At 46.7% G+C, this 24,833-nt stretch carries 25 protein-coding genes, 1 pseudogene and 1 other annotated feature; of the genes and pseudogenes, 20 read left to right on the top strand and 6 right to left on the bottom strand.

Features of this window, described 5'->3' with window-relative positions; genetic code table 11:
• Window positions 1-18 precede the first annotated feature (18 nt).
• The 11 genes from ABIE27_RS10695 to ABIE27_RS10645 all read left to right on the top strand — a co-directional run bounded on the left by ABIE27_RS10695 (window position 19) and on the right by ABIE27_RS10645 (window position 10,808).
• Window positions 19-999 carry a dipeptidase gene (locus ABIE27_RS10695; RefSeq protein WP_429350526.1) on the top strand — a complete coding sequence of 327 codons (981 nt, stop codon included), beginning with the start codon at window positions 19-21 and terminating at the stop codon, window positions 997-999.
• 231 nt (window positions 1,000-1,230) lie between these two features.
• Window positions 1,231-1,803: a phosphate propanoyltransferase gene (pduL, locus tag ABIE27_RS10690; RefSeq protein ID WP_429350525.1), complete on the top strand. Its 573-nt coding sequence runs from the start codon at window positions 1,231-1,233 to the stop codon at window positions 1,801-1,803.
• 305 nt (window positions 1,804-2,108) lie between these two features.
• Window positions 2,109-3,665 (top strand): tRNA (N6-isopentenyl adenosine(37)-C2)-methylthiotransferase MiaB, encoded by a 1,557-nt coding sequence (gene miaB / locus ABIE27_RS10685; protein WP_123067090.1) that lies wholly within the window; start codon window positions 2,109-2,111, stop codon window positions 3,663-3,665.
• A gap of 334 nt (window positions 3,666-3,999) precedes the next feature.
• Entirely contained in the window at window positions 4,000-4,413 is a 414-nt protein-coding gene (locus tag ABIE27_RS10680; RefSeq protein WP_090921137.1) for a RicAFT regulatory complex protein RicA family protein, read from the top strand.
• Window positions 4,414-4,544: 131 nt separating this feature from the next.
• Window positions 4,545-4,949 (top strand): PaaI family thioesterase, encoded by a 405-nt coding sequence (locus tag ABIE27_RS10675; protein WP_123067092.1) that lies wholly within the window; start codon window positions 4,545-4,547, stop codon window positions 4,947-4,949.
• An 84-nt stretch (window positions 4,950-5,033) separates the two neighbouring features.
• The gene (locus tag ABIE27_RS10670) at window positions 5,034-5,843 is read left to right on the top strand and encodes an NUDIX hydrolase (RefSeq protein WP_090921102.1); all 810 of its coding nucleotides are present in this window, start codon (window positions 5,034-5,036) and stop codon (window positions 5,841-5,843) included.
• A gap of 129 nt (window positions 5,844-5,972) precedes the next feature.
• On the top strand, window positions 5,973-6,530 hold the full coding sequence (locus tag ABIE27_RS10665; protein ID WP_123067093.1) for a cysteine hydrolase family protein: 558 nt from the start codon (window positions 5,973-5,975) through the stop codon (window positions 6,528-6,530).
• A gap of 92 nt (window positions 6,531-6,622) precedes the next feature.
• A complete protein-coding gene (locus tag ABIE27_RS10660) occupies window positions 6,623-8,077 on the top strand; it encodes a nicotinate phosphoribosyltransferase (RefSeq protein WP_123067094.1) in 1,455 nt (484 codons plus the stop codon).
• Window positions 8,078-8,482: 405 nt separating this feature from the next.
• Window positions 8,483-9,127 carry a hypothetical protein gene (locus ABIE27_RS10655; RefSeq protein ID WP_123067095.1) on the top strand — a complete coding sequence of 215 codons (645 nt, stop codon included), beginning with the start codon at window positions 8,483-8,485 and terminating at the stop codon, window positions 9,125-9,127.
• 13 nt (window positions 9,128-9,140) lie between these two features.
• Entirely contained in the window at window positions 9,141-10,148 is a 1,008-nt protein-coding gene (locus tag ABIE27_RS10650) for an oxidoreductase (RefSeq protein WP_429350524.1), read from the top strand.
• Window positions 10,149-10,241: 93 nt separating this feature from the next.
• Window positions 10,242-10,808: a hypothetical protein gene (locus tag ABIE27_RS10645; RefSeq protein WP_429350523.1), complete on the top strand. Its 567-nt coding sequence runs from the start codon at window positions 10,242-10,244 to the stop codon at window positions 10,806-10,808.
• 42 nt (window positions 10,809-10,850) lie between these two features.
• Here the strand turns inward: ABIE27_RS10645 and ABIE27_RS10640 are convergent, their stop codons facing one another.
• Window positions 10,851-11,369: a MogA/MoaB family molybdenum cofactor biosynthesis protein gene (locus ABIE27_RS10640; protein ID WP_429350522.1), complete on the bottom strand. Its 519-nt coding sequence runs from the start codon at window positions 11,367-11,369 to the stop codon at window positions 10,851-10,853.
• A gap of 170 nt (window positions 11,370-11,539) precedes the next feature.
• On the opposite strand from ABIE27_RS10640, the gene ABIE27_RS10635 reads away from it, so the two are divergent.
• The 6 genes and pseudogenes from ABIE27_RS10635 to ABIE27_RS10610 all read left to right on the top strand — a co-directional run.
• Complete coding sequence (locus tag ABIE27_RS10635; RefSeq protein WP_429350521.1) at window positions 11,540-12,637, top strand: CobW family GTP-binding protein; 1,098 nt, start codon at window positions 11,540-11,542, stop codon at window positions 12,635-12,637.
• Between the two features lie 72 nt (window positions 12,638-12,709).
• Window positions 12,710-13,048, top strand: coding sequence for a four-helix bundle copper-binding protein (locus ABIE27_RS10630; protein WP_123067098.1), 339 nt, complete (start codon window positions 12,710-12,712; stop codon window positions 13,046-13,048).
• A 77-nt stretch (window positions 13,049-13,125) separates the two neighbouring features.
• Window positions 13,126-13,417: a binding site (T-box leader), on the top strand.
• Window positions 13,418-13,483: 66 nt separating this feature from the next.
• Window positions 13,484-15,259 carry an arginine--tRNA ligase gene (argS, locus tag ABIE27_RS10625; RefSeq protein WP_429350520.1) on the top strand — a complete coding sequence of 592 codons (1,776 nt, stop codon included), beginning with the start codon at window positions 13,484-13,486 and terminating at the stop codon, window positions 15,257-15,259.
• A gap of 141 nt (window positions 15,260-15,400) precedes the next feature.
• Window positions 15,401-15,946, top strand: coding sequence for a hypothetical protein (locus ABIE27_RS10620; RefSeq protein WP_123067100.1), 546 nt, complete (start codon window positions 15,401-15,403; stop codon window positions 15,944-15,946).
• Window positions 15,947-16,075, top strand: a complete 129-nt coding sequence (locus ABIE27_RS10615; protein ID WP_275670056.1) for a hypothetical protein — start codon at window positions 15,947-15,949, stop codon at window positions 16,073-16,075. It abuts the gene before it with no gap.
• Window positions 16,076-16,099: 24 nt separating this feature from the next.
• A pseudogene (locus tag ABIE27_RS10610) lies at window positions 16,100-16,234 on the top strand (ElyC/SanA/YdcF family protein); the annotation flags it as partial.
• A gap of 216 nt (window positions 16,235-16,450) precedes the next feature.
• Here the strand turns inward: ABIE27_RS10610 and ABIE27_RS10605 are convergent.
• Both ABIE27_RS10605 and ABIE27_RS10600 read right to left on the bottom strand, forming a co-directional pair.
• The gene (locus tag ABIE27_RS10605) at window positions 16,451-18,544 is read right to left on the bottom strand and encodes an ABC transporter ATP-binding protein (protein ID WP_429350519.1); all 2,094 of its coding nucleotides are present in this window, start codon (window positions 18,542-18,544) and stop codon (window positions 16,451-16,453) included.
• A 12-nt stretch (window positions 18,545-18,556) separates the two neighbouring features.
• A complete protein-coding gene (locus ABIE27_RS10600; RefSeq protein ID WP_123067103.1) occupies window positions 18,557-20,302 on the bottom strand; it encodes an ABC transporter ATP-binding protein in 1,746 nt (581 codons plus the stop codon).
• Window positions 20,303-20,827: 525 nt separating this feature from the next.
• Between ABIE27_RS10600 and ABIE27_RS10595 the strand changes: the two genes are divergently transcribed.
• Window positions 20,828-21,127: a HesB/YadR/YfhF family protein gene (locus tag ABIE27_RS10595; RefSeq protein ID WP_123067104.1), complete on the top strand. Its 300-nt coding sequence runs from the start codon at window positions 20,828-20,830 to the stop codon at window positions 21,125-21,127.
• A gap of 56 nt (window positions 21,128-21,183) precedes the next feature.
• Window positions 21,184-21,633, top strand: a complete 450-nt coding sequence (locus ABIE27_RS10590; protein ID WP_123067105.1) for an NUDIX domain-containing protein — start codon at window positions 21,184-21,186, stop codon at window positions 21,631-21,633.
• A 182-nt stretch (window positions 21,634-21,815) separates the two neighbouring features.
• Here the strand turns inward: ABIE27_RS10590 and ABIE27_RS10585 are convergent, their stop codons facing one another.
• The 3 genes from ABIE27_RS10585 to ABIE27_RS10575 all read right to left on the bottom strand — a co-directional run bounded on the left by ABIE27_RS10585 (window position 21,816) and on the right by ABIE27_RS10575 (window position 23,994).
• Window positions 21,816-22,328, bottom strand: coding sequence for an ADP-heptose synthase (locus ABIE27_RS10585; protein ID WP_123067106.1), 513 nt, complete (start codon window positions 22,326-22,328; stop codon window positions 21,816-21,818).
• 197 nt (window positions 22,329-22,525) lie between these two features.
• Window positions 22,526-22,969, bottom strand: a complete 444-nt coding sequence (locus ABIE27_RS10580) for a DUF441 domain-containing protein (RefSeq protein ID WP_090921075.1) — start codon at window positions 22,967-22,969, stop codon at window positions 22,526-22,528.
• A gap of 5 nt (window positions 22,970-22,974) precedes the next feature.
• Window positions 22,975-23,994 carry a YpdA family putative bacillithiol disulfide reductase gene (locus ABIE27_RS10575; RefSeq protein ID WP_123067107.1) on the bottom strand — a complete coding sequence of 340 codons (1,020 nt, stop codon included), beginning with the start codon at window positions 23,992-23,994 and terminating at the stop codon, window positions 22,975-22,977.
• Window positions 23,995-24,173: 179 nt separating this feature from the next.
• On the opposite strand from ABIE27_RS10575, the gene ABIE27_RS10570 reads away from it, so the two are divergent.
• Complete coding sequence (locus ABIE27_RS10570; protein ID WP_123067108.1) at window positions 24,174-24,767, top strand: metalloregulator ArsR/SmtB family transcription factor; 594 nt, start codon at window positions 24,174-24,176, stop codon at window positions 24,765-24,767.
• The last annotated feature ends 66 nt before the right edge of the window (window positions 24,768-24,833 follow it).

Here is a 24,833-nt window from a genome sequence, read left to right as displayed (position 1 = left end):
TTATTAGGAGGGTGGGCTATGTCGAGAATAGGCCAGCGTATCGCTGATTTTCATTGTGATGCACTAAGCAAACTGCTGATGAAACCTGAACTTTCTTTTGTGAAAGCTTCCGAACTGGATGTCAATGTGGAACGCATGCAAGAAGGTGGCATACATCTGCAGGCGTTTGCGATTTATTTGCCGGAAGTGCTGGGCCGAGGCAAGTTTGAACATGTCATGGGACAATTGGAGCTGTATCGTAAAAAGGTCGAGCATAGCGCACAGCGCTCCGGCGGGGTCAAGACACTGCTTTGGCGCGAACAGGTAGCAAACTTGCATACGGAGGCGGAAACCGCTCCATGGGGCTTAATGACATTGGAGGGGGTCGATGGGCTGGAGGGAAACCTGTTTTATCTGGAATTGTGTTTTCAGATGGGGGTACGCGTCGTTGGTCTTACATGGAATCATGCCAATTGGGCAGCAGACGGAATTATGGAAAAGCGGGGGGCGGGTCTGACAGAGAAAGGCAAGGAACTGGTGCGTCTCTGCAATCAGATGGGAATGCTCCTGGATGTGTCTCATTTATCGGAAAAGGGGTTCTGGGAACTGGCCGATCTGAGCGAACGTCCTTTCATAGCCTCGCATTCAAACAGCTATAGCGTATGTCCGCATGTGCGTAACTTGAAGGATGACCAGGTTCAGGCCATAGTTGCAAGAGATGGACGTATTGGCTTGACGTTCGTACCCTGGTTTGTCAAAGAAGCGGATGAGGTGCGTATACAGGATTTGCTGCCGCATATTGAGCAGATCTGTTCGCTTGGCGGGGCTCATCATCTGATGATGGGATCAGATTTTGACGGGATATCAACCAAAATTCAGGGTCTGGAGCACGCGGGATGTTATCCGAAGTTGACAGAAATATTGCTGAAGCATTATGACGAAGCACTGGTACATGGTTGGTTATGGGGGAATGCAATGCGCTATCTCGGGGAACACTTGCCAGAGGGTAAACACGGGTAAATTCAATTCATAAAGGACAGGATGAAAAGGAATAAAGCAGGAAGAAGAATGTAATAAATCTCACTTTTTTTCAAAATAAGTGCCTCGAAATGGAAATGATTCAGCGAAAATAAGTGTATTTCATGAATTTTCATTAGTTTGTTTTCATTTCACAGTAAAAAGGAGTATAATACCACTTGGATTGTTAAGAGCCTGTCTACAGGCCATAGATAAACAAGGAGTGAATTTACGATGAGTAAAACAGTACCTGTGGGCGTATCCGCCCGTCACATTCATGTATCCCAAGAGCACGTTGACATTTTGTTCGGCAAAGGTTATGAACTGACTGAATTTAAACCTCTGTCCCAACCCGGACAATATGCTGCGAACGAAACGGTAGCGGTCATTGGTTCCAAAGGACAGTTTGATAAAGTGCGTATCCTCGGACCTGTTCGTCCGGAAACACAATTGGAAATCTCCATGACAGATTCTTTTGCGATCGGTGTAAAGGCACCTGTGCGTGAATCTGGAAGCATTGAGGGCACACCAGGCATCACAATCAAAGGCCCGACTGGCGAAGTAACGATTGACAAAGGTGTCATTGTGGCCGCTCGTCACATCCACTTCCACACGTCCGATGCAGCAAAATGGGGCATTGAAGACAAACAAATGTTAAAAGTTCGTTTGGGTGGGGATCGTGGTCTGGTATTGGAAAATGTACTGGCTCGTGTATCCGATTCCTTTGCACTGGATATGCACATCGATACAGACGAAGCAAATGCAGCAGGCGCTCGCAATGGCGACACTGCTGAAATCATTGACTAATGATTCTACACGGCCTATAGCGTTGCAGTGCAACATGGAGGCTGGATATAAGTGACAATGACCTGAGTACACTGGCAGAGGCAGTTCATCTTGAACTGTGCGTCAACGTGCTCAGGTTTTTTTGTATAAGGCTGATAGGACGGTAAAATGGAGTTGGTAGCGCCGTGTTTGCTTGTGGAACTACAGCCCAATTCATGTTATAATTTGCTGTAATGCTCTTTTGAAGCATGAGGAACCAAATGGTTGAATTTTGTGATGAAAAGAACGCTTTTATGAATAGAGGCTGTAAGGAGTGACCGAAGGAAATGGCTAAAGACTCAAAAAAGGATTACTCCCAATATTTTGATTTCTCCGATGCCAAAGTAATTTCGCAAGATGAATTCAGCAAAAAGATTAGAATTCGTGGCCGCGAGATTAATATCAAAGCGGAACCGAACCATCGTCAGGAGAAACAAAGGGGCAAGGAAGACATTCAGGTGCTGTATGAGACGGCTGTTCCCGAAGAGCTGAAAACGATCGGAAAGGGCAAGCATTATATCGTATACACTTATGGATGTCAGATGAATGAACACGACTCCGAGACGATCAAAGGTCTGCTGGAGACGATGGGGTATCAAGCTACGGAAGATCGCAAAGCGGCGGATCTCATTTTACTTAACACGTGTGCGATTCGTGAAAACGCGGAAGACAAAGTATTTGGTGAACTGGGCCATCTAAAGACGCTTAAGCTGGAAAACCCAGGCTTATTGCTTGGCGTATGCGGGTGTATGTCTCAAGAAGAAGGTGTCGTTAACCGGATCATGCAGAAGCATGGTTTTGTTGACATGATCTTTGGTACCCACAATGTACACCGTCTACCACACCTGATTCAGGAAGCGCTCTTTAGTAAAGAGATGGTTGTCGAAGTGTGGTCTAAGGAAGGCGACATCATTGAGAACCTGCCGAAGAAACGGGAAGGCATGCGCGGCTGGGTAAACATTATGTATGGTTGCGACAAGTTCTGTACATATTGCATTGTACCGTTTACTCGGGGGAAAGAACGTAGCCGTCGTCCAGAGGACGTTATTGCAGAAGTAAGGGAACTGGCTAGACAGGGATTTAAGGAAATTACACTGCTAGGTCAGAATGTGAATGCGTACGGCAAGGATTTTACGGATCTGAAATACACCTTTGGTGACTTGATGGACGATATTCGTAAAATAGATATTCCACGCGTGCGTTTTACAACGAGCCATCCGCGTGACTTCGATGATCATTTGATCGAGGTGCTTGCCAAAGGTGGCAATCTGGTGGAGCACATCCATCTGCCAGTGCAATCAGGCAGCACGGAAGTGCTCAAACGTATGAGTCGTAAATATACGCGGGAACACTATTTGAATCTAGCGGCGAAGATCAAAGCGGCCATTCCAAACGTCGTTTTGACAACGGATTTCATTGTGGGATTCCCTGGCGAAACGGACGAGCAGTTTGAGGATACGCTCTCTCTGGTTCGTGAAGTCGGTTATGATTTTGCCTATACGTACATCTACTCTCCACGTGAGGGTACGCCTGCAGCGGTGATGGAAGATAATGTACCGATGGAAGTGAAAAAAGAACGTCTGAAACGTTTGAACGAAACGGTGAACGAGTACAGCCAGCGCAGCAACGAGCAGCAACGTGGCAAGATTGTTGAAGTACTTGTCGAAGGCGAGAGCAAACGTAATTCGAATGTTCTGGCTGGACGTACACGCAGCAACAAGCTGGTTCATTTTGAAGGGCCTAAGGAACTGATCGGCACGTTTGTACAAGTTGAAATTACCGATCCGATGACGTTTTATATTCGCGGCAACTTGCTTACGGAGCCGGTAGCAGCGAATCAGTAAAATCTCATGAGATTTTCGGTCTCAATACCAACATCTCTTAATTAAGATGAATGTTTTTTTGAACTTAGGTCAAGTGTGCGACGAGACATAGCGGAGGGGACGGAATCGATTCTGTAGAAACGAAGTGCTCGCCTTTATCGCTGGATTTTCCCCTTTGAGAAGGGGATCGAAAAAAATCCGGAGATAACAGCGATCGAAAGAACGATCCGAACCCGTAGCGGCTACCCAAGCCTTAGTCCAAACAATGTTTAACCGCAGTCTCATCCTTATATCATCTCATACGAATGGAGCGATTACAGTGGCGCAGGAAGAAGTGCAGTACAACCATTATGGAATGCCAACCTACGATACGCGCAATCTGATCATACGCGACGACATTATGGGAAAGGCCAAAGAACTGGCAGATATGCTCGGAACGAGCGAAGAAGTAAGACAGTTTCAACAGGCAGAAGCCAAAATCCGAGATCATGAGCGCATTCAGCAATTGATCGCAACGATTAAGAAAAAACAAAAAGAAATCGTTGCTTTCGAAAGTTTCAACAACAGTGCCATGGTTAGCAAAATTGAACAGGAAATTGATGACTTGCAAAACGAACTGGACAGCATTCCGCTAGTAACAGAATTCCAGCAGAGTCAAAGTGACATCAATTATCTGCTTCAACTAGTTATTTCGGTGATTCGGGATACAGTATCGGAAAAAGTCAATGTCGAAGCTGGAACGGATTCACCTCCGACCAGCTGCGGTTAAATGAACGGAAGGGTGCGGACGCAGTCCGCGCCTTTTTTGACATCATGGAGATCAATGAACCCCGAATGAAGCAACGAAAAAGACATCTAGAGTGAGTTAAACAACGTGTGGAATAGAAGGAGAAATGAAACATGAGTATTTTGGACAAAATGGTGGAAGACGGCGATGGCCGATTCTGGGGATTTCTTGGGTGCCGATATATCAAGGGCAATAAACAAGAAGTCCAGATTGCGCTGACAGCAGGAGAGCATCATACCAACTCGATGGGCATAATTCATGGTGGTGTGTTGACCTCATTGATGGATCAGGCGATGGGCATGGTCGCAACAGCTGCTATGGAGGTCGATAGTTGTGTCACCACAAACCTCAATGTACATTTTCTGGCTCCAATGAGTCAGGGCGAGTTAATCGTAACGTCAACCGTGTTGCACCAAGCTGGGCGTAGCATCACGACCCAATCTGAGGTTCGCGATGCCTCAGGAACGCTGGGATGTATGGCTACAGCGACGTTCCGTGTGGCCAAATCGAGAGCCTGAAGACGGAAAACGGAGTCCACTGTTGACAAAAGTTATTATTATGTCATAATGAGATTATCAAAATGAATATAGTCGGTGGTGCCCATGAGCGAAAACAACAAACACGTTAACACTGAATCAGCAAACGATGAACTGGAAGCACGTAATTATAGTTCCAAAAAATATCGTACCCCAGACGGGGTTCCTGCAGATATCGTCATGTTCACCTTGACGAAGCGGGAGCGCAAAACAGTAACGAAAACCCTCCCGATTCGGGAGTTGAAGGTTATGTTAATTAAACGCAAGGGCTGGCCGTTTGCCGGAAGGTGGGCATTGCCTGGTGGATTTTGCCAAGAGAATGAGTCCATTTACGGTGCGGCGAAGCGCGAACTGATGGAGGAGACCGGTGTAGACGGCGGGCATCTCGAATATCTGAACGTTTACAGTCAGCCTGGGCGTGACCCCAGAGGTTGGATTATCTCTCATGCCTTCTTTGCACTTGTAGAGGAATGGATGCTTGAACACAGGCAGGCAGCGGATGATGCGGAAGATGTCGGGTTGTTTACGATCCAGGAGGCACTGGAAGAGCTGGAACTCGCCTTTGATCACAGAACGATCATCGAAGATGCATACAGACGAATCCAGCAACAGATGCTGGAGACAACGATTGCGAGACAGTTTTTGCCGCGTGATTTTACGTTAAGTGAATTATATCAGGTCATCCAGAGTGTTGTACCCGATTTCGAAGAGCCTAATTTTATTCGTAAAATAACATCTACACGCAGCCGTAAAGGGATTGTCGAGGAGGTACGTGACGATGAGGGCAATCTGGTCAGCTCCAATCAGTACTCCCAACGTCCAGCACAGTTGTATCGATTTACTGAACTAGTGCCGCGTTTATCCATCTATACGTAAAAAAGGGTCTCGATGTATCCCAAGCATGTTACGTATGAAGCCAGTTTGGAATGAACGCTTTTGGTCAGCTAGGTAAGATGAGTTTTGCATGATGCATTCAACCATATTCAAACCAAGGGAGTGTGGACGATGAAAGCATTGATTGTGATCGATTTTACACGAGATTTTGTGACGGGAGCATTGCCAGTGGGTCAACCCGCCGTAGAGATTGAGGAAACGGTAGCGGAGATTACCGAGGCGTACCTCAATAATAAAGATGAAGTGATCATGGCAGTAGATCTGCATGAAAAAAATGATCCTTATCATCCGGAAACGGTGCTTTTCCCGCCTCATAACATCCGTGACACAGAGGGAAGACAGCTATACGGCCGTCTTGCCGAGGTAATGGAGAAGCACGTGAGTGAAATTCGGTGGATGGATAAAACGAGATATAGCGCGTTCTGCGGAACAGACCTGGAGCTGAAGCTGCGCGAACGAGGCATAACGGATATTGCGCTAATCGGGGTATGTACAGATATATGTGTATTACATACCGCTGTGGATGCCTATAACAAAGGATTCCATATTACGATCTATGAGGATGCTGTAGCCAGTTTTAACCCTGCAGGTCATGAATGGGCGCTTGGACACTTTCGTTCGAGCATGGGGGCACAAGTGGTTAAGGCAAGTGAAACGATTTTGGCCTGATTCGCCACCGAAGATTGCGGTGTAATCAGCTTTAAGCCCGTATTTTCAGGAATGATCTGAGAAGCGAGCGGAAGTCAGAGAGGATGAGACAAATGCAGACAACAAGCCTGGCTTTACATACGGATAAATATCAGATCAATATGATGTATGCGCACTGGGTGAATGGTACACACAAACGGAAGGCGGTATTTGAAGCCTACTTCCGTAAGCTTCCTTTTGGCAACGGATATGCCGTATTTGCCGGATTGGAGCGTATTGTGAATTATATCAGCCAGCTACGCTTCACGATGGAGGACATCAAGTTTTTATCCAAACAACCAGAGAACTATGACCCGGTCTTTCTGGAGGAATTGCTTCAGTTCTCTTTCCAGGGAACGATTCATTCCATGAAGGAAGGTGCAATTGTTTTTCCTGACGAACCGCTCATTCGGGTTGAAGGAACGATTATGGAAACGCAATTGGTGGAAACAGCGATACTTAACTTCATGAATTATCAGACGCTGATTGCAACGAAAGCTTCTCGCATTAAACAGGTGGCGCAGCAAGATACATTGCTTGAATTCGGAACACGCCGTGCACAAGAAGCGGATGCTGCGATTTGGGGTGCACGTGCTTCATATGTTGCCGGTTTTCATGCTACATCCAATATGCTGGCTGGTGAACAGTTTGGCATTCCGACAGCAGGCACACACGCACATTCCTGGGTGCAGAGTTTTATGACGGAGCAGGAGGCGTTTGATGCGTATGCAAGAGTGCTGCCGGATCAGGTGACGCTACTCGTGGATACGTTTGATACGCTGAATAGCGGCGTGCCTCATGCGATCAAAACAGCCAAGTGGCTGGAGAGTCAAGGCAAAAAGATGAATGCTATTCGTCTGGATAGCGGAGACCTTGCCTATCTTTCGATTCAGGCCCGTCAGATGTTGGATGAAGCCGGACTGGACTATGTGAAAATCGTAGCTTCGAATGATCTCGATGAAAATACGATCTTTAACTTGAAAGCTCAAGGTGCGCGGATCGACACATGGGGTGTCGGTACACAGTTGATTACAGCATCGGATCAGCCTTCTTTGGGAGGCGTCTACAAGCTGGTAGAGCGTGAAGTGAACGGAGAAATGTTGCCAACGCTTAAAATATCGGCAAATCCCGAGAAGGTGTCTACACCGGGTAAAAAAGAAGTCTTCCGCATCATTGATCCGAAGCATGGCAAAGCTATTGCGGATTATATCTGCTATCCGGATGAGGAGCAGCCGCTCCAGGGAGGACCGCTCAAGCTGTTCAACCCGCTACATCCTTATCTGAAAAAAACGGTAACCCGTTATGAAGCAGTTAACATGCTGGAGCCGATATTTGTGCATGGACGTAAAGTGTATGAGCTGCCTACGCTCGATGAAATACGTGCGTATCATAAGGAGCAGTTAAACCTTTTCTGGCCGGAGTACCAACGGAAGCTGAACCCGGAAATTTACCGTGTGAACATCAGCCCGGCCGCATGGAATATGAAGCAAAAGCTGATTGCTGAGCATGTGAAATCAACGGAAGAGTAATATCATAGCTGTATGTGAGAATCAGGAAGGCATAACCGGTAGGAATTACTGGCTTATGCCTTTTTGATATGATTGAAACGATGATGATTTTCAATTAACATGTGTGCAGTTTCATAGAAGTATGCTGGAGGAAGATGTATACTCTCTGAATAAGCAATAATTATGAAGCGACTTTTGCATAGCATCCCATCCCATCCATTGCATTACCTATTCCAAGCGTTCTCCGAAGTAAGATCAAATCAATTATTTCTCGGGAAAGCGCAGGAAACGCCAAATGCCGCCACATTTCGAAATTTACTTCGTCAGGAGGGGGAACCCTTTAGAAGAACAGTTGACCAGGAATGAAAATCAACACTGTTTCAAACTGATGTCAGCAGGGGATGAAAGGTAGAGGAGGGTTGGCTGATGACATATATGCTTGGACTGCTATGGGTTGCATTTATAGCTTATGCGCTGTTTATGGCGCCGGGGAACTCTCCCGCGAATGATCCGATATTCAAAGAATTACTTACATTGCAGAGCAGGGAGCCATGGCTACTGACAGTGTTTTCATGGCTGGGCATTTTTCCAGCTGTTTTTGCATGTATTTTACTTCGGAAATCAAAGGTAGCATCGAAGGGGCAGCGGATACCAGCATGGCCGTTTGTCTTGTTTTCTTTTGGGCTTGGAGCATTTGCGTTATTGCCCTATTTTGCGCTGATTTCACCATCCCGAACTGGCATGCATGATCCAGCACAATCTGTTAAACAGTCGAAACGAGGTGTTTCGCGAGTGGTATCGCATAAGCTGACCCATCTAATCCTGTTGTTTCTAACAATAGGATCAGCACTTTATGCGTTGACCGAAGGCAATCCCGATCGTTTCATGGATGCATTTTATCAATCCTCGTTTGTACATATCATGACGATTGATTTCGTAGTACTGACGTTACTATCTGCGTATGCTATCTTTCGGGATGCCAGAGTGAACGGACGAACAAGAAGCTGGGCGTGGGTAGGGTTACTGCCGCTTGCAGGGCCATTATTATATCTGATCACGGAACGAAAATAAGGAGATGAGACAGATGAAAGAACAATTTCAGGCTTATGTGGTACGTAAGGATGATCAGAAGGGAGTCACAGCAAATATTGAGCAGTTGAAAAAAGAGGACCTTCCTAACGGGGATGTGACCGTACAGGTACACTATTCCAGTGTGAATTATAAGGACGGATTAGCCTCTCTTGAAAAAGGAGGCGTCATACGGAATTATCCCATGGTACCTGGAATCGATATGGCCGGAACGGTAGATGAATCCGTGAGTGGACGTTTTGCACCTGGGGATCGGGTCATTAGTACGGGATTTGAACCCGGAGTCTCCCATTACGGGGGATATAGTGAGTATGCTCGTCTTCGCAGTGAGTGGTTAGTGCCTCTCCCGCAAGGGCTGAGTGAAAAAGAAGCGATGGCTATCGGAACGGCAGGTTTCACCGCTGGACTTTCGGTAGACGCCTTGTTACAAGCGGGGGTAACGCCATTAATGGGCAAAGTGCTAGTTACTGGCGCCACGGGAGGTGTTGGCAGCATGGCGATAGCTATCCTTGCAAAGCTTGGTTTTGAAGTAACGGCAAGCACAGGTAAAAAGCAGCAAGAAGAGGAACTGCTTCGCAATTTGGGAGCTTCCGAAGTCATTTCACGTGAAGAAGCGGATGCCCCAATCAAAGGAGCCATGGGCAAACAGCAATGGGCAGGCATAGTTGATCCAACCGCGGGTCCAGCAATGGCGGAGCGATTGAAGCAAGTTCAGTATGGCGGGGCTGTTGCTGTCTCCGGTCTAACTGGAGGAAATCAATTTGACTCAACCGTGTTCCCGTTTATTTTACGAGGTATCCAGTTGATTGGTATTGATTCAGTGTATTGTCCTATGGAACGCCGAGAACGAATCTGGAACAAGCTGGGCGGTGAATGGAAGCCAGACCGTGCACTTGCGCTGGGGGTTCAGGAGATTACACTAGAGCAATTGCCGCATACATTAGGGAACATACTGCAGGGCGGTGCAGTTGGGCGTACCGTTGTACGTGTCTCCTCTGAATAAGAATTACTTGGAATAAAATGTGTATTTCCTAGACATGCTAATTCTACCTGAAAGAGTCACTGTTACCGTGGCTCATGGAAAGGAAGGATAGGCATGTTGTTAAAGGAGAAAAAAACGAAACTTATAGGGCAAAATGTAAAACGCTTTTTAATGTTAAGTGGCGTGGTATTCCTGAGTGTCGTATCCCTAGTAGCTTGCACATCTTCATCTATTGAACAGGAACGTAAGCTCTATACAGGGGAAGCAACAACGGAAGGGAATTTCAGAGCCAAGCAACAAGGTCACGGGTTAAATGGTGCTTTGGCGAAAGAAATGGCAACTCGCTTTGCAGCCAAACATATTAAGCTGATGAACAATATGTTTGAGGAGGATGCTGATGGTGGTGGTATGTCATATATGTATTTATTAAACGGTAGTGCAAGACATATCGTAAAAGTACACATTTACCGTGATGCGAAGATTCGTGCAGCACAAATGGAAGAAATGTATGGAGAACCTAAAGAGAATGCGGTTCTGGAGAATGTAATGGGCAGAACGACGATCCGCAGCAAAGGTCATGTATCATTGGTTTATACGGCTTCAGGTGGAGAGAAAGATGTGTATGCACGGGACGTCCTGCAAGTATTTGAACAGGTGTTGCAACAAATAAAAGAGCAGTGACATACATGCTGTTCAAGTGGAAAAAACAACCCGTCTGATGATTCAGACGGGTTTATATATTTCGCGCATCACATGGCGCAGTTCAGGCAAAATAATGCGTTCCATGGCAAGTTTAACGGCCCCGCGAGAGCCTGGCATTGAAAATACAGCTGTACGCCCGATGGTTCCGGCAACCGCACGGCTGAGAATAGCTGCTGAACCAATATCTTCGGTATAACTTAGGTAACGGAATATTTCACCAAAGCCTGGCAGCTCTTTGTCCAGAAGGGAAGAGACAGCTTCATATGTAGTATCCCTTGGAGCAATACCGGTACCTCCGCTTAACAGTACGGCTTCGATATCATCCCTTACAACGGCATCTTGAAGAATCGTCTGAATCTGTTCTGTCTCGTCAGGTGTAATGATATACTCCACAACCTGATAGCCAGACTGGTGCAACAACTCATGCATAAGTTGACCGCTCGTATCGGTTTCTTTGGTACGTGTGTCCGAAACGGTAACAACCATGCAGGCGACCGTTTGTGGAGCCTCCTGACGGTGCTGTTCAACTGAATTGGTCATTGAAATCCTCCTCAAATAAACATGTCCTCATAGCATAGAACATTCATGTAAATCCGGCAATGAAGTTTTTGTTAACAGAACAGGCGTATTGCACAACAATTGAAGGATGGTGTACACTCGCTTAATAGAGTCAGACTAAGGGTAGGTATGGGCAGAGAGGTGTGTAAATGATGAGTATCACGAATGAACAAAAACCAAGTATTCCTGTATATATTTTGTCCGGTTTTTTGGGAAGCGGTAAAACAACATTGCTTGTAAAGCTCATAGAACACTGGAAACAGCAGGGTCTGCGTCCAGCCGTGGTGATGAATGAACTGGGTGAAGTGAATCTGGATGGTCAGATCGTAGATGATGAAGTACCCATGGCAGAAATGTTGGGCGGATGTATCTGCTGCACTGTACGAGGAGATCTTGGACTTCAGCTGGCAGACCTCATTCAAGAAGAGTCACCCGATGTTATCGTAATCGAAGCAACGGGTGCAGCGAATCCGATGGAAATTTTGGATGCGGTGACGGAAACTTCTCTCTATATGCGTTTGGAGCTGAAAAGTTTGATCACCGTAGTGGATGCAGCTCATCTGTCAGGTCTGTACCAGGAGCAAAAAGGAAAAACCTTCAAATTGATGCAAGAACAGATTCGTTGCGCTTCGGTGTTACTTTTGAATAAAACCGATCGGGTTCAAGCGCAACAATTGCAGGACTTGGAAAAGCTTCTGAATAGATGGAATGGCTTTGCCCCCGTAATTCCAACGGTCAAATGTGAAGTGTCTATGGAACTATTGCTACATAGTGGTGCCGACGTCCACATTCACCAATCCCATATAGCAGGCGATGGGTCGAAAAATGCAGGAGAGACTCATGTGCATACAGAAGCATGCCGTGCTCATGGATGCAATCATGGACATGATCACACGGATCAACGTGACAGCAACCATTCAAGCAACCACCACGAGCATTCTGTCAAGTCACATACATCACATGAACATGTCATGGTATATACACATTATTTCAGTCAACCTGTGAACAGCGAAGCATTCGAACAGTTTGTGATTAACTTGCCGCGTGACGTATATCGGGCAAAGGGAATCCTTTCATTTAGCGATACTGCAAGCCGGTTCTGGTTTCAGTATGCTTATCGTGAGTCGGATTACATGAAGATCACACCTCAAGGAGATGTGCCGAATGTAGCTGTGTTTATCGGTGAGCATTTTGATCAGACTGCCATCCGCGAACAATTGCTGGAATTGGAAGCGGTAAAACAAGACTAGGTTAATGGTTCAAAGTTCCTCCCGGGTGGGTATTAAGAAGCATAGCAAACTTTGCCTGGGAGGTAACTTTAAATGACACAACAACAATACCAACAATGTATCGATGCTTGCCTGGAGTGCATGAATGCTTGCAATGTATGTTACATATCGAGTTTGAAAGAATACGATTTGGCGATGCTTCGTGACTGTATCCGTCTGAACCGGGAATGTGCTGATATATGTGCATTTGCAGCGCAAGCGATGACACGTGGAAGTGATTTCATCGGTGAAATCTGTGAACTGTGTGTCAAAGCATGTGAAGCCTGCGCAGCAGAATGCGGGAAACATGAACATGATCATTGTCAGGCCTGCGCTGAAGCTTGCCGTAGATGTGCTGAGGCTTGCCGTTTAATGGCTGCGGTTGCTAAATGATCTTTAGTATCACTTTCAAATAACGGGGTTGCTAATCCATACCAGGATATGTATAATGATTTGAAATGATCGAAACAGCAATATCCGTGATCGGGAGAGTAGCTCAGATTCAACCATGGCAGCGAGCCGGGACAGGTGTAAGCCGGTATGTGATGAACTGTGTGAAGCGCACCCGTGAGATGGTTATCCGAAGTCATGTATAGGCGCCATTTGGAGTTCGTTGTATATGAATTTGAGGGTAATCCGGCATGCAACCGTTATTTGCACCGAGCGGATCGGTTTTACTTGACTTGCAGCTTGCTGTAATGCAGGTGACTGTTCACTTAGAGTGGTACCGCGGGAACTGTAAACACAGCTCTCGTCTCTTATTTGAAGAGACGAGAGTTTTTTTGCGTTTATTTTAGGCATATTTCATGCAGAGAAGGAGTGTTGGATGTGTTATTGAAACAGGCTGCAACTCAGATTGCCCCGTTAACCGGGCTTACACCAGAAGAAGTATTGAGATTATTGGAAGTTCCACCGCAAGAGGAAATGGGAGATGTTGCATTTCCGTGCTTTACGCTAGCCAAGTCGCTACGAAAGGCACCGGTCGTTATTGCTGGAGAAATTGCCGTTGCATTACAGACTGAGGGTATGGATGCTACAGCTGCGGGTCCTTATGTGAACATTCGTTTTGACCGGAATGTTCTGTCGCCCCAATTGCTCGAGGAAGTGGGTAGTGAGACATTTGGTAAACTGCAGCTCGGGCAAGGAGCGCGTGTTGTCATTGATATGTCCTCGCCTAACATTGCGAAACCGTTTGGCATTGGGCATTTGCGTTCGACGGTTATTGGTGCAGCATTGTATCGTTTATATAACGAAGCGGGTTATACCTCAGTAAGTGTGAATCACCTAGGGGACTGGGGAACCCAGTTTGGCAAGCAAATCACGGCATATAAGCGGTGGGGAAATGAAGAGACACTACAAGCGGATCCGATTCGTAATTCTCTCGAACTATATGTTCGTTTTCATGATGAAGCAGAGAAAGATCCTTCTCTAGAAACCGAAGCACGGGAATGGTTTCGTAAGCTGGAGCAGGGGGATGAAGAAGCGCAACGTTTATGGACCTTCTTCGTAAACGTGAGTATGCAGGAGTTCAACCGGATGTATGAACGCTTGAATGTGGATTTTGACCATACGCTGGGTGAGAGCTTTTATAATGACAAGATGGGTGCAGTTGTGGAGGAACTTCGAGCCAAGGGACTGCTGGAGGAAAGTGACGGTGCGCTCGTTGTACGGCTAGATGAAGAGAACATGCCACCATGTCTGATTATTAAAAAAGATGGAACCACGATCTACCCAACCCGGGATTTGGCAACGGCAATCTATCGTCATGATGTGATGCAGGCAGATAAGTTGTTGTACGTTGTGGGTGGGGAGCAAAAGCTTCACTTCCGTCAAGTATTTACGGTATTGTCCAAGATGGGGTATGACTGGGCAGACCATTGTGAGCACATTCCGTTTGGTCTGATGCGTTTCGAGGGACGGAAGATGTCCACACGCCGGGGAAAGGTGGTTTTTTTACAGGAAGTACTGGATGAAGCCGTCGCTCGTGCCTTGCAAATTATTCAGGAAAAAAATCCGAATCTGGAGCAGGCTGAGCAGGTAGCCGAAGCCGTTGGTGTAGGGGCGATTATTTTTGGTGATCTGCGCAACAACCGCATGAACGACATTGATTTTTCGCTGGAGGACGCGGTAAGTTTTGAAGGGGAGACTGGCCCTTATGTGCAATATACTCATGCCCGTATTCAAAGCGTGCTTGCCAAAGCCGCTAATGTGTCACATGATGAACAGGAAATGGATTTGGACACGAATGGCTCTATTGCGGAGAGCACAGAAGCGAGTGCTGAGGTTGGAGAAACACACTTGGAGAAGGATCGGATGAATAACCTTCCGGTGGCTATTATCGGCGATACTTCTTGGGCGTTGCTGAAATTGCTTAGTGACTATCCGTCTTATCTGGAAAAAGCAGTGCTTCGCAACGAACCATCGGTGATTGCTAAATACACGATAGACGTTGCCCAAGCCTTTAACCGGTTTTATCATGCTGAACGGATTGCGGATGCGCCGTCAGGTGTCAAAGCTTTTCGGGTGAAATTGGCCGAGCACACCGCCAAACGTCTGGCTTACAACTTGTCTTTATTGGGCGTACGGGCTCCCGAGCGGATGTGATCTAAGTTCAGATTACGAAAACAGGAGGGAATCCGAAGTTAGGCGCTGGCTTTTCCGGCAACTTGAATGTTGTTTGCAGTTTGGTTACGATAGAGACATAATAAACAGCCAAGGTGCACGGATGGAAAGGAGCGCTCGCATATGCATAACACGAATTTCCAGGATGATTTCATGCTGGACAGCGAACACTCCAAAGAATTGTTTGCCTATTACGGCTTGGCCGTATATTATGGACAGGCGCTGGAACAGCAACTGGTTAATCTTATTTTGCTAACTAAAATGTCACAAGGCAAGGTAGTAACTGAGGAGGAACTGGAGGAGCTGTACGAGCGGAAAATGAGTAGTTCACTGGGGCAACTTATTCATGAGGCACGCCATCATTTTACGTTTTCCGAAGAAGAAACAAGCAGTCTGAATGAATTATGGCAACAGCGAAATCGGATCGTGCATCATTATTTCAAAGAGCGCATTCATGAAACTTTCAGTCCGGAAGGTCGGACACGTATGATTAAGGAATTGCATGATTTTAAAGAACGAGCACAGGAACTGGAGCTCATACTCCAGCAATATATAAGTGCCTGGATCGCAGCATTGGGATTAAAGGATGAGTCTGCGGCAGCATGGGCTGCTTTGGAACGAATGCATGCCGCGAGGTTTCAGGAACGTGGTCCAGATGAGGAGTCATGAGTGCCAAACATTCAAGCAGAACGCAGCTATAAAGGTATTACAAAACGCAGTGTAGTTATGGGGATGGCATTGCTGTTCTTATTTGTTCTCATCTGGGCAGGGATCACAGCTGCAAGCATCCTCTCTTAGATGCATGAAAGTTCACCAAGAGCATCTGATGCAGCGATTGTGTTGGGTGCAGCGGTGCAAGGAGACATCCCTTCGCCGGTATTTCGTGAACGAATTGAACAAGCGATAAGGTTATATAAGGTAGGCACGGTACGTAACCTCATTTTTACAGGTGGCTCCAGTTGTCCGAGAAATAATCATGTATATGGGATATACACTGAGGGGTTGGAATTAGGCGGCAAACTTGAAGGTGAAGAACCAACCTATAATTAATAAATAATAAAACCCGCGCTGACAGTAACCGGAAGGCTGCTGTACAGAACGGGTTTTATGTGTTGCTGTAAGACGTGTTGTATGTCTTTGCTAACGAACATAATGATATGCAATGTAAAGAGCTTAAACATGTCCTCCAGCGAGTGACGCCGAAGCTGTACTTAAGGTATCGGCTGAACGAGTCGAACCATCAGCGATGGCTTCTCCTTGAGCCCCTTGCTGCAACTGATACATCTGATAATAGCGTCCTTTCCGCTCCATCAGCTCATCATGCGCCCCTTGCTCTACAATTTTTCCACGATGCAGAACGAGGATCTGATCTGCGGAGCGAATCGTTGACAGACGGTGGGCGATGATGAAAGTAGTACGTCCTTTTTTGAGGACTTCCAGCGCGCTCTGGATTAAAGCTTCCGTTTCCGTATCAATGTTGGCAGTGGCTTCGTCCAGAATCAGGATTGCGGGATCAAAGGCGAGTGCGCGTGCAAAAGAAATCAACTGCCGCTGTCCGGCAGACAGTGTGCTGCCTTTCTCAACCACCGGCTCGTCAAAACCTTGTGGCAGATGGGCCAGAATACGCTCTGCACCTACATCACGCAGTGCCTGCTCAATGCGTGTCCGGGAAATTTTTTCATCACCGAGACTGACATTGGAAGCAATCGTGCCTGTGAAGAGATATGGGTCTTGCAGTACGATCCCCATATGTTCACGAATCCACTGCTTAGGCAATTCCTTAACGTTCTGTCCGTCAATCGTGATTTTGCCTTTTTGCGGATCATAGAACCGGAACAGTAGATTGATGATCGAACTTTTACCAGAACCGGTGTGACCTACGAGTGCCACGGTCTGACCTTGCGAAGCTTTGAACGAAATGTTATTCAGCACATAATCCTTTTTATAGGCGAACGACACATCGTCGAAGACGACATTACCTTTGTATCTCGGCATCGATCCGTCTGTAACCGGTTCTCCTTTTTCATCCATCAGCTCAAATACACGGCCGGCGGAGACAAGGGAAGAGTCCAGGTTCGCAAGCTGGTTGACCATACCGATGATCGGCTGGAACAACCGACCGAGAACATCGACAAAAGCATACAATACACCGAGTGAAATAATGCTTGTGCCTGTGATTGCACCTGCTCCGAAGTACCACAGAACTACGGCAAAGGCAATATTCCGCAGTACATTTACCAGGTTATGAGAGGTAAAGGCATTCAGATTCAGCATTTTGTTCTGATGTTTCATATAGTCTTCATTTAGCTCTTCGAATTCCTGCCGGGTTTGCTTCTGGCGGCGGAACACACGAATGATGGACATGCCCTGAATGGACTCATTGATGATGGCATTAATCTCACTTAGCCGCGAGCGAATAATCGTATTATAACGGGTAGCAAACTTGCGATAGAGCACAATCCACGCAATGAGCATCGGTACAACGAACAATGAAATCAGACCCAGACGTACATCGAGCAAGAAGAGAGCAACATAAACTCCCGTAATCGTAATGATGCCTGAGAAAAAGTTGGACAGAACCGCCACGAACAGATCTTTGACGGCCTCTGTATCGTTGGTGACCCGGGAGACAACCTTTCCAGCGGGCAGGTTATCAAAAAAGTTTACCGGCAGCCGCTGAATGTGTGCATACACATCGTTGCGAAGCCGCTGAATGACCTTGTTGGCAGAGGATTGCAGCCAGAAGGTTTTACCGAACTCCATAATAACGGAGATCACAAGAAAGATCAGATAATACACAATCAATTGATAGATGCTGGGCATCTCGGGTTTGTAAAAGGCAAAAAGTTCACTGGCAGATAGCGGCACCGCCGCGTATTGCCCAGTAACTTCACCCGCGCGAGTCACCGTTAAAGTTCCGTTCGCGTATGAACGATCGCCATCGGGAGCACTGACCGGTTCACTGACAAAGTAAAAGCTTTTGCCAGCTTGCAGAACGCGTATCTCGGCTCCTTTGGTTTCGCCCGGTGTAAACAAACCTTCACGTTTATAGCTTTTTCCTTGATAAATTGCAGCTTCTGGTGAAGCGGCCGTTTCATAGAATGGCTGCTCAATGGCGAGCAAGTGATTATCAATCATGGATTTGGCGATAAAGGGTCCGGCGAGTTCAGCCGCAACACCAATCGTCAGCATGATTAAGGCAGCGATGAATGTACCTTTGGCTTTCAAGGCATAGTCCAGCAGCCTTTTACCTGTATTGGACTTCAAAGTATTGACCTCCTACGTGGACAGATTGGACTCGACCTGTTGCCGTTCATATTGTTCACGGTACCAGCCATTCTTGGCGAGTAGTTCCTGGTGAGTGCCTTCTTCCGTAATTTTACCGTGCTCCAGCACGATGATCCGATCTGCGTGTTCGATAGCGGACAGGCGGTGTGTCGAGATCAGTGTTGTTTTGCCAGCACGTTTGCTGCGAATGTTTTCAATGATTTTAGCTTCTGTGCGAGCGTCAACAGCAGACAGGGCATCGTCAAGAATGAGAATATCCGGATCTGCGATAAAAGCCCGAGCGAGAGATACCCGTTGTTTTTGTCCACCAGACAAGGCGATGCCTTTTTCACCAACGAGTGTATCCAGACCATCAGACAAGGTTCCGAGGTCGCCGTCAAAGGCGGCAGTACGAATCGCTTCCATAATGACATCATCAGACGCGTCGGGTTTACCGAATTGAATGTTCTGACGAACCGATTTGGAGAACAAAACTTGTTCCTGTGGCACGTATCCAATCCAGCTGTGCAGGTCATCCTTCGCAATATCCTCGATGGAATGTCCTGAAATACTGAGAGTACCTGATCCAGCAGGGTATTCGTGAAGTAACTGTTTTAGCAGAGTGGATTTTCCACTTCCCGTGCGTCCTACCACGCCAAGTGTCTGCCCGCGCTGAAGGGTGACATTGATATGACTGAGATTGTCGACGGTAGAGGTCGGATACCGGAAAGTCACGTCTTCCATAACAATCTCATCCGGTTGCGTAATATGAACAGGATGTTCTTTGTCCTGAACAGCAGGCTGAACGGATAACGTTTCGTTCACCCGATCCAGAGAAGCGCTCCCCCGTTGCATGAGGTTAATTAATTCACCGATGGCAAACATCGGCCAGATCATCATCCCTAGGTACATGTTGAACGATACGAGGTCTCCCAGGGTGATTTCATTGTGGAATACAAGATAAATACCGTAGGCCAGTGCAATGACATAACTTAGACCTACGAATAGTCGAATGGTTGGTTCAAATAAAGCATCCATCCGGGCAACAGCCAGATTTTTGCGGTATACATCTTCCGTGACATCAGCAAATCGTTTCTCGTCCAGACGTTCCTGAACGTACGCGCGTACAACACGGATACCTGCAATGGACTCTAACACCTGATCGTTCATATCACCAAAGGCGTCCTGTGCCAACGTATAACGTTGATGCACTGCTTTACCATAGATCATCATCGCGATGGCGATAAAAGGCAGGGGCAGAATTGCAGCCAAGGTCAGCTTCCAGCTAACGAGGAAACCCATGGCGAACAGTACAGTTAAGAGAAATGCTGTGGAGTCTGTTAACGTGAGCATACCGAAACCTGCGGTTGTGGCAATCGAACGAAGATCGTTGGTGGCGCGAGCCATCAGATCCCCGGTCCTGTTTTTTTCGAAAAAGGGTGGTGTCATGCGCAACAAATGATCCATGAAGCGAGAGCGTAGTAATCGTTCTACGAGATTGGCTCCGCCGAATAATTTGTGCATCCATATGTACGTAATCAGATAGATAATAATGACCGTCCCAAGAATAAGTGCAATGTAAAACGTTAATGAGGCGCTTGTGATGGAGCCGCGTACGATCTCGTCGATGGCGTTCCCCAGAAGGCGCGGAGGCAGCAACTCAGCAATGCCCACAAGGATGAGCAAAATGACACCAATCAGGTATCTTTTGCGTTCCAGCCTGAAGAACCAGGCCAGGTTTTTAAGTACGGAGAACAAGTGTTATCCCTTCCTTTCGTTGTCCAAGAAGTGCAAAGTTTCGTTCAAAATGACATTAAAGCTTCTTAAGGTCCATTCAAGCGCAGTTCGATTCAATAAAAAACCCACAAAAAAAGACACACCGCACGCAGGCGGTATGTCTTTTATCTTCATACGGCAGCATGACTCCGAGAGCAGAGCCGCCGCCGTACATAAGGTATTGTGAGCGAGCTTGACAGGGATCTGATAAAAAGAGACACCTGAAGTGCTGTCTTATGAACGGAAAAGTGATTTCGGGGATACTCCGGTATTTAATTGTGTGTGAATGTGAACCAACTTATGTGTGTTAAACACCGTAATCACCCTTTCTTGTTAATGGAAATAAATGCAATGTAGACCTCGTATGTTTGCATCTTACCACCCGTTTTTACAATCTGTCAAACATTTTTCACAAGCTCGTATGCCTATATATGATTTACAGGGTTTGTGTTCAAGCCGCTCTAGCGATATGATGTAACATATATATACAAAAGGAGCTGACATCACATGAGTACCATACACGTATCCGACCAAGCTGCTCGCTGGTACAAAGAAGAATTGAATTTGAACGAAGGAGACAGCATCCGCTTTTTTGCCCGTTACAGCTCTGGCGGTGGTCTTCATCCGGGATTTTCTTTGGGAATTGCCGTTGAAAAACCGAGACATCCTGCGGATCAAACGGAAGTTTCCGGCATTCAATTTTTTATGGAAGATCACGATTACTGGTATCTGAAAGGGCATCAGTTGCATGTAGATGTTGTAGAGGATGGCCGGGATATTGAATATCGGTATACTGAAGTGCAGTAAACACTAGCTAATAACTGAAAGGGGAGCACCGTCTTTTTGAAAAGGAGGGATGAGGAGTGGATCTGCCGGCGCGGGATATTGGGCAATATATTGCCAAACGTGCAAATATTGTAGTCAAAGCGGCCATTATGGCTGCGAATGAACAAGGTGAGCTGCTGCTCATCCAGCATGCGGAACAGGGGCATTGGCGATTGCCTGTCGGAGAGATGCGCCCTGGTGAGTCTATTGAAGAGGCGGCGCATCGTGAACTTTGGGAAGAGACAGGGTGGACTACGGAATCTGTAATTTTTGAAGCGTTATACTCCGGCCCCGAGTTGAGGCAAGTGCATGCGAACGGCGATGAGGAATACTATGTCATTGCTTTGTTTAAGGCCCTAATTATTCATGATCATCTTGTGGAAGCGCGGGTAAACAGCGATGCGGGATTGAAGTTTTTTGATCCGAATGCACTGCCTTCGATGAACAGCATCAGCCAAACGCTACTGGAACAGTCTGGCTTAAAGTAATATGTGCAGGCAGCACGAACGTTTAAGGTAACAGGATAAACTTCAGTGTGTACATTGTGGATCTTTAGTATGTGCAGAGTGAATTTGAAGATGAAACTGTAGTGTATGAACTCAAAAAAAGACCTCGACTGCCACTATACAGTGGAAGTTGAGGTCTTTTGCATTTTTTTGTGTTCTTTGGATTATACCTGATCCAGTGGCGCATCATCCATTGCAAAATCGAAATCATCGATATCAAACACCTGCACAGGTGACTCGGACTCAATGATGCGGGCAATTAACTCCACTTGATCGGTCAGGATTGGAACGCCCAGACGCTGAGATGTGAGAATCAGTTCTGTCTCAATCGGATCAAAATATTCGCCATATTGGGCGGTGTCCATCGAGTTAACGATGGTAATGGAAGCTTGATTACCAAACAGAATGGCAGGGCTTTTTGCCCAGGGAACCGCTAGGGCGCGCTCAATCTTTTTCTTATTTAAGGGCTCCTCGAAATAGGAGATCAATTCGTTGATTTTGGATTTGACGTGCTGGTCATCTGTGGGATTATCCATCATGGGGTCAGCACTGCTCTGAAATTCATATAGTTCAAGGATGGTGGTGTAAGGAACGATATATTCCACAGGCGCCGGCGGCGCAAGCAATTGACCGTAAATAGCCACCATCACGGCTTCGGTAACAAAGGGACGTGACATGGTTCCTGAATCCTCCTGAGGACGATAAACGTCGTGAAGTGCTAAATGAGTTCATCTGACAAGGCGAGAAGGCTGCCCATTCCCTGTTGCAGATGAAGTATCTGTTTGCATGAATAGAAGTATAGCACAGAGCGGTGGGAAATACAGCCAGTTTGCAAAAGCATACATGCTTACCGAACTGTATCATTCCGTACGCTTCAGGATTTGCCTAAAAGCAGGGACAGGATGCCTGCTGCAATCAATGGCCCGACGGGTACACCTTTGAACAAGGCAACGCCTAGAACTGTACCGATCAAGAGGCCTGCCACAACTGTTGGCTGTGTGCTCATCAGCGATGCGCCGCGACCACCCAGATAAGCCACAAGCAAACCAACGCCGATGGCGAGCAGTGACTTCCAATGCAGAAATGATTCACCGATGGTCTGCAGGCTCATTTTACCACTGGCAAGAGGAGCCATGACACCAATCGTCAGAATGATAATACCCAGTGTGAGTCCGTATTTTTCAAGCCAGGGAAAGGCTTGATTGACGTTCAATACACGAAGCAGTAACAGGAATACCATCGCTACAGTTACAGGTGTGTTACTGCTAATGATGCCAAGCGCTGCGAACACAAGCAACAGAAGGGAGGTCATATCCATGGATTTCATTGCTCCTCAGATTGAGCATGATTACTGCCGCCACGATGTTCTGTTTTGCTAATAATATGTTCAGCAATGTAGCGTCCATGCCAGCGGCCTGATTCGATGAATACTTCATTGGCATTGCGCCCTGAAGCGATAACACCCCCCACATAAACGCCTGGTACACTGCTTTCCATCGTTTGGGGATCGTATAATGGCTTATCCATATCCTCAGACATCTCTGCTCCAATGGAGGCAAGCAATTGGCGATCAGGCCTGAACCCGGTCATGGCGAGCACGAAGTCATTCTCAAGTTCGCTCTCCGAACCATCTGTGTGCACAATTCGAATGGAATCATCCAGGATTTCATTAACACGTGAACCGAGATGAAGCGTAATGCGGTTTTTCTGCACCATACTTTCGAATAACGGGCGAACCCAAGGCTTGATATGCTCGGACAGACCTGTACCGCGGTATACCATATCAATATGAGCGCCAACCCGGACAAGCTCCATGGCGGCGTCAACCGCTGAGTTACTTCCACCAACGATGGCCACGCGTGTATTGGTATATGGGTGCGCTTCACGGAAGTAATGGGTGACTTTATCCTTGTCTTCACCAGGGATGCCGAGGTAATTCGGGTGATCGAAATAGCCGGTAGCTACGACGACATGTCGCCCTTGATGTACGATGGTTTCTCCACGCCGATTAACCGTATGTACCTCGAAGGTGCCGTCTTCTTTACGCTGGATCTTACGGGCTTCCTCATAATTATGAATACGCAGGCCGAAATGTTCGGCTACTTTGCGATAATAGGCAAGTGCTTCATAACGAAACGGCTTGTCATTGGCCGAACTGAATGGCACGTTCCCGATCTCCAGCAACTCGGCTGTACTAAAAAATTGCATGTGAGTCGGGTAGAGATAGATGGATTGTACGATATTGTGTTTCTCAATAATGACAGCGGACAATCCTACCCGCTCACATTCAATGGCAGCGGACAGACCGCATGGGCCTCCGCCAATAATAATGACATCTTCCATGTTCTTAATCCTCCTTCATTACAAGCAATATAATCCTACCGTAAATAACACTTCAATGCCAGTTCTGCCAGGCGTCACAATGTGATAAAAAATCAAATAATAAATTGAATTGACTTCCAGATGAATAAAGATTAGTATCAAATTAGATACTTATCTAATTAAATGTGAGGTGTACATTGATGCAGCTTGAGAAAATTGTGGCCTATCACAAAGCCTTGGCTGATCCTACACGGCTGCGGATGCTCCTGCTTCTTTCCGAAGGAGAACTGCATGGACAAGCGCTCGCGGAGCGCCTTAACTTGTCTCAGCCGACGGTGACTCATCATGCTGCCAAGCTGAGAGAAGCTGCGCTTATTCAAGAGCGGCGGGAGAAAAATACGGTTTATTTTACACTGAACCCTGCGTTTATTCGCGAACATGCTCAGGCTTCAGTTGATTTTATTTTCAAAAGAAAGGAGCAGTCTGATATGACAGATGTGAACGAAACCCTGAAAGCGTCCATCATGAGGAACTTTTTTTCCAAGGATGGCCGGCTTCGTCAAATTCCTGCACAGTACAAGAAAAAGCTGGTCGTGCTTGAATATCTGGTGGAGCAATTAGAGTTTGGACGCAAGTACAGCGAAAAAGAAATCAACACGTTTATTCAGGAATATCATGAGGATTTTGCTACCCTTCGCCGGGAATTTATCATGCATCAGTTCATGTACCGCGAAGACGGAGTGTATGAATTAAATCCGCGAGAAATGTGGACGAGATGGGATCAGGTGAAATAAAGAGAGAATAGCAATAAAAAATAAAGGGCTTGACAAACGCACAACAGACTGTGTAACATGATGGCA

The organism is Paenibacillus sp. 4624, assembly GCF_050435065.1.
GTDB lineage: Bacteria > Bacillota > Bacilli > Paenibacillales > Paenibacillaceae > Paenibacillus > Paenibacillus amylolyticus_D.
This window is presented reverse-complemented; position numbering and strand designations above follow the sequence as displayed.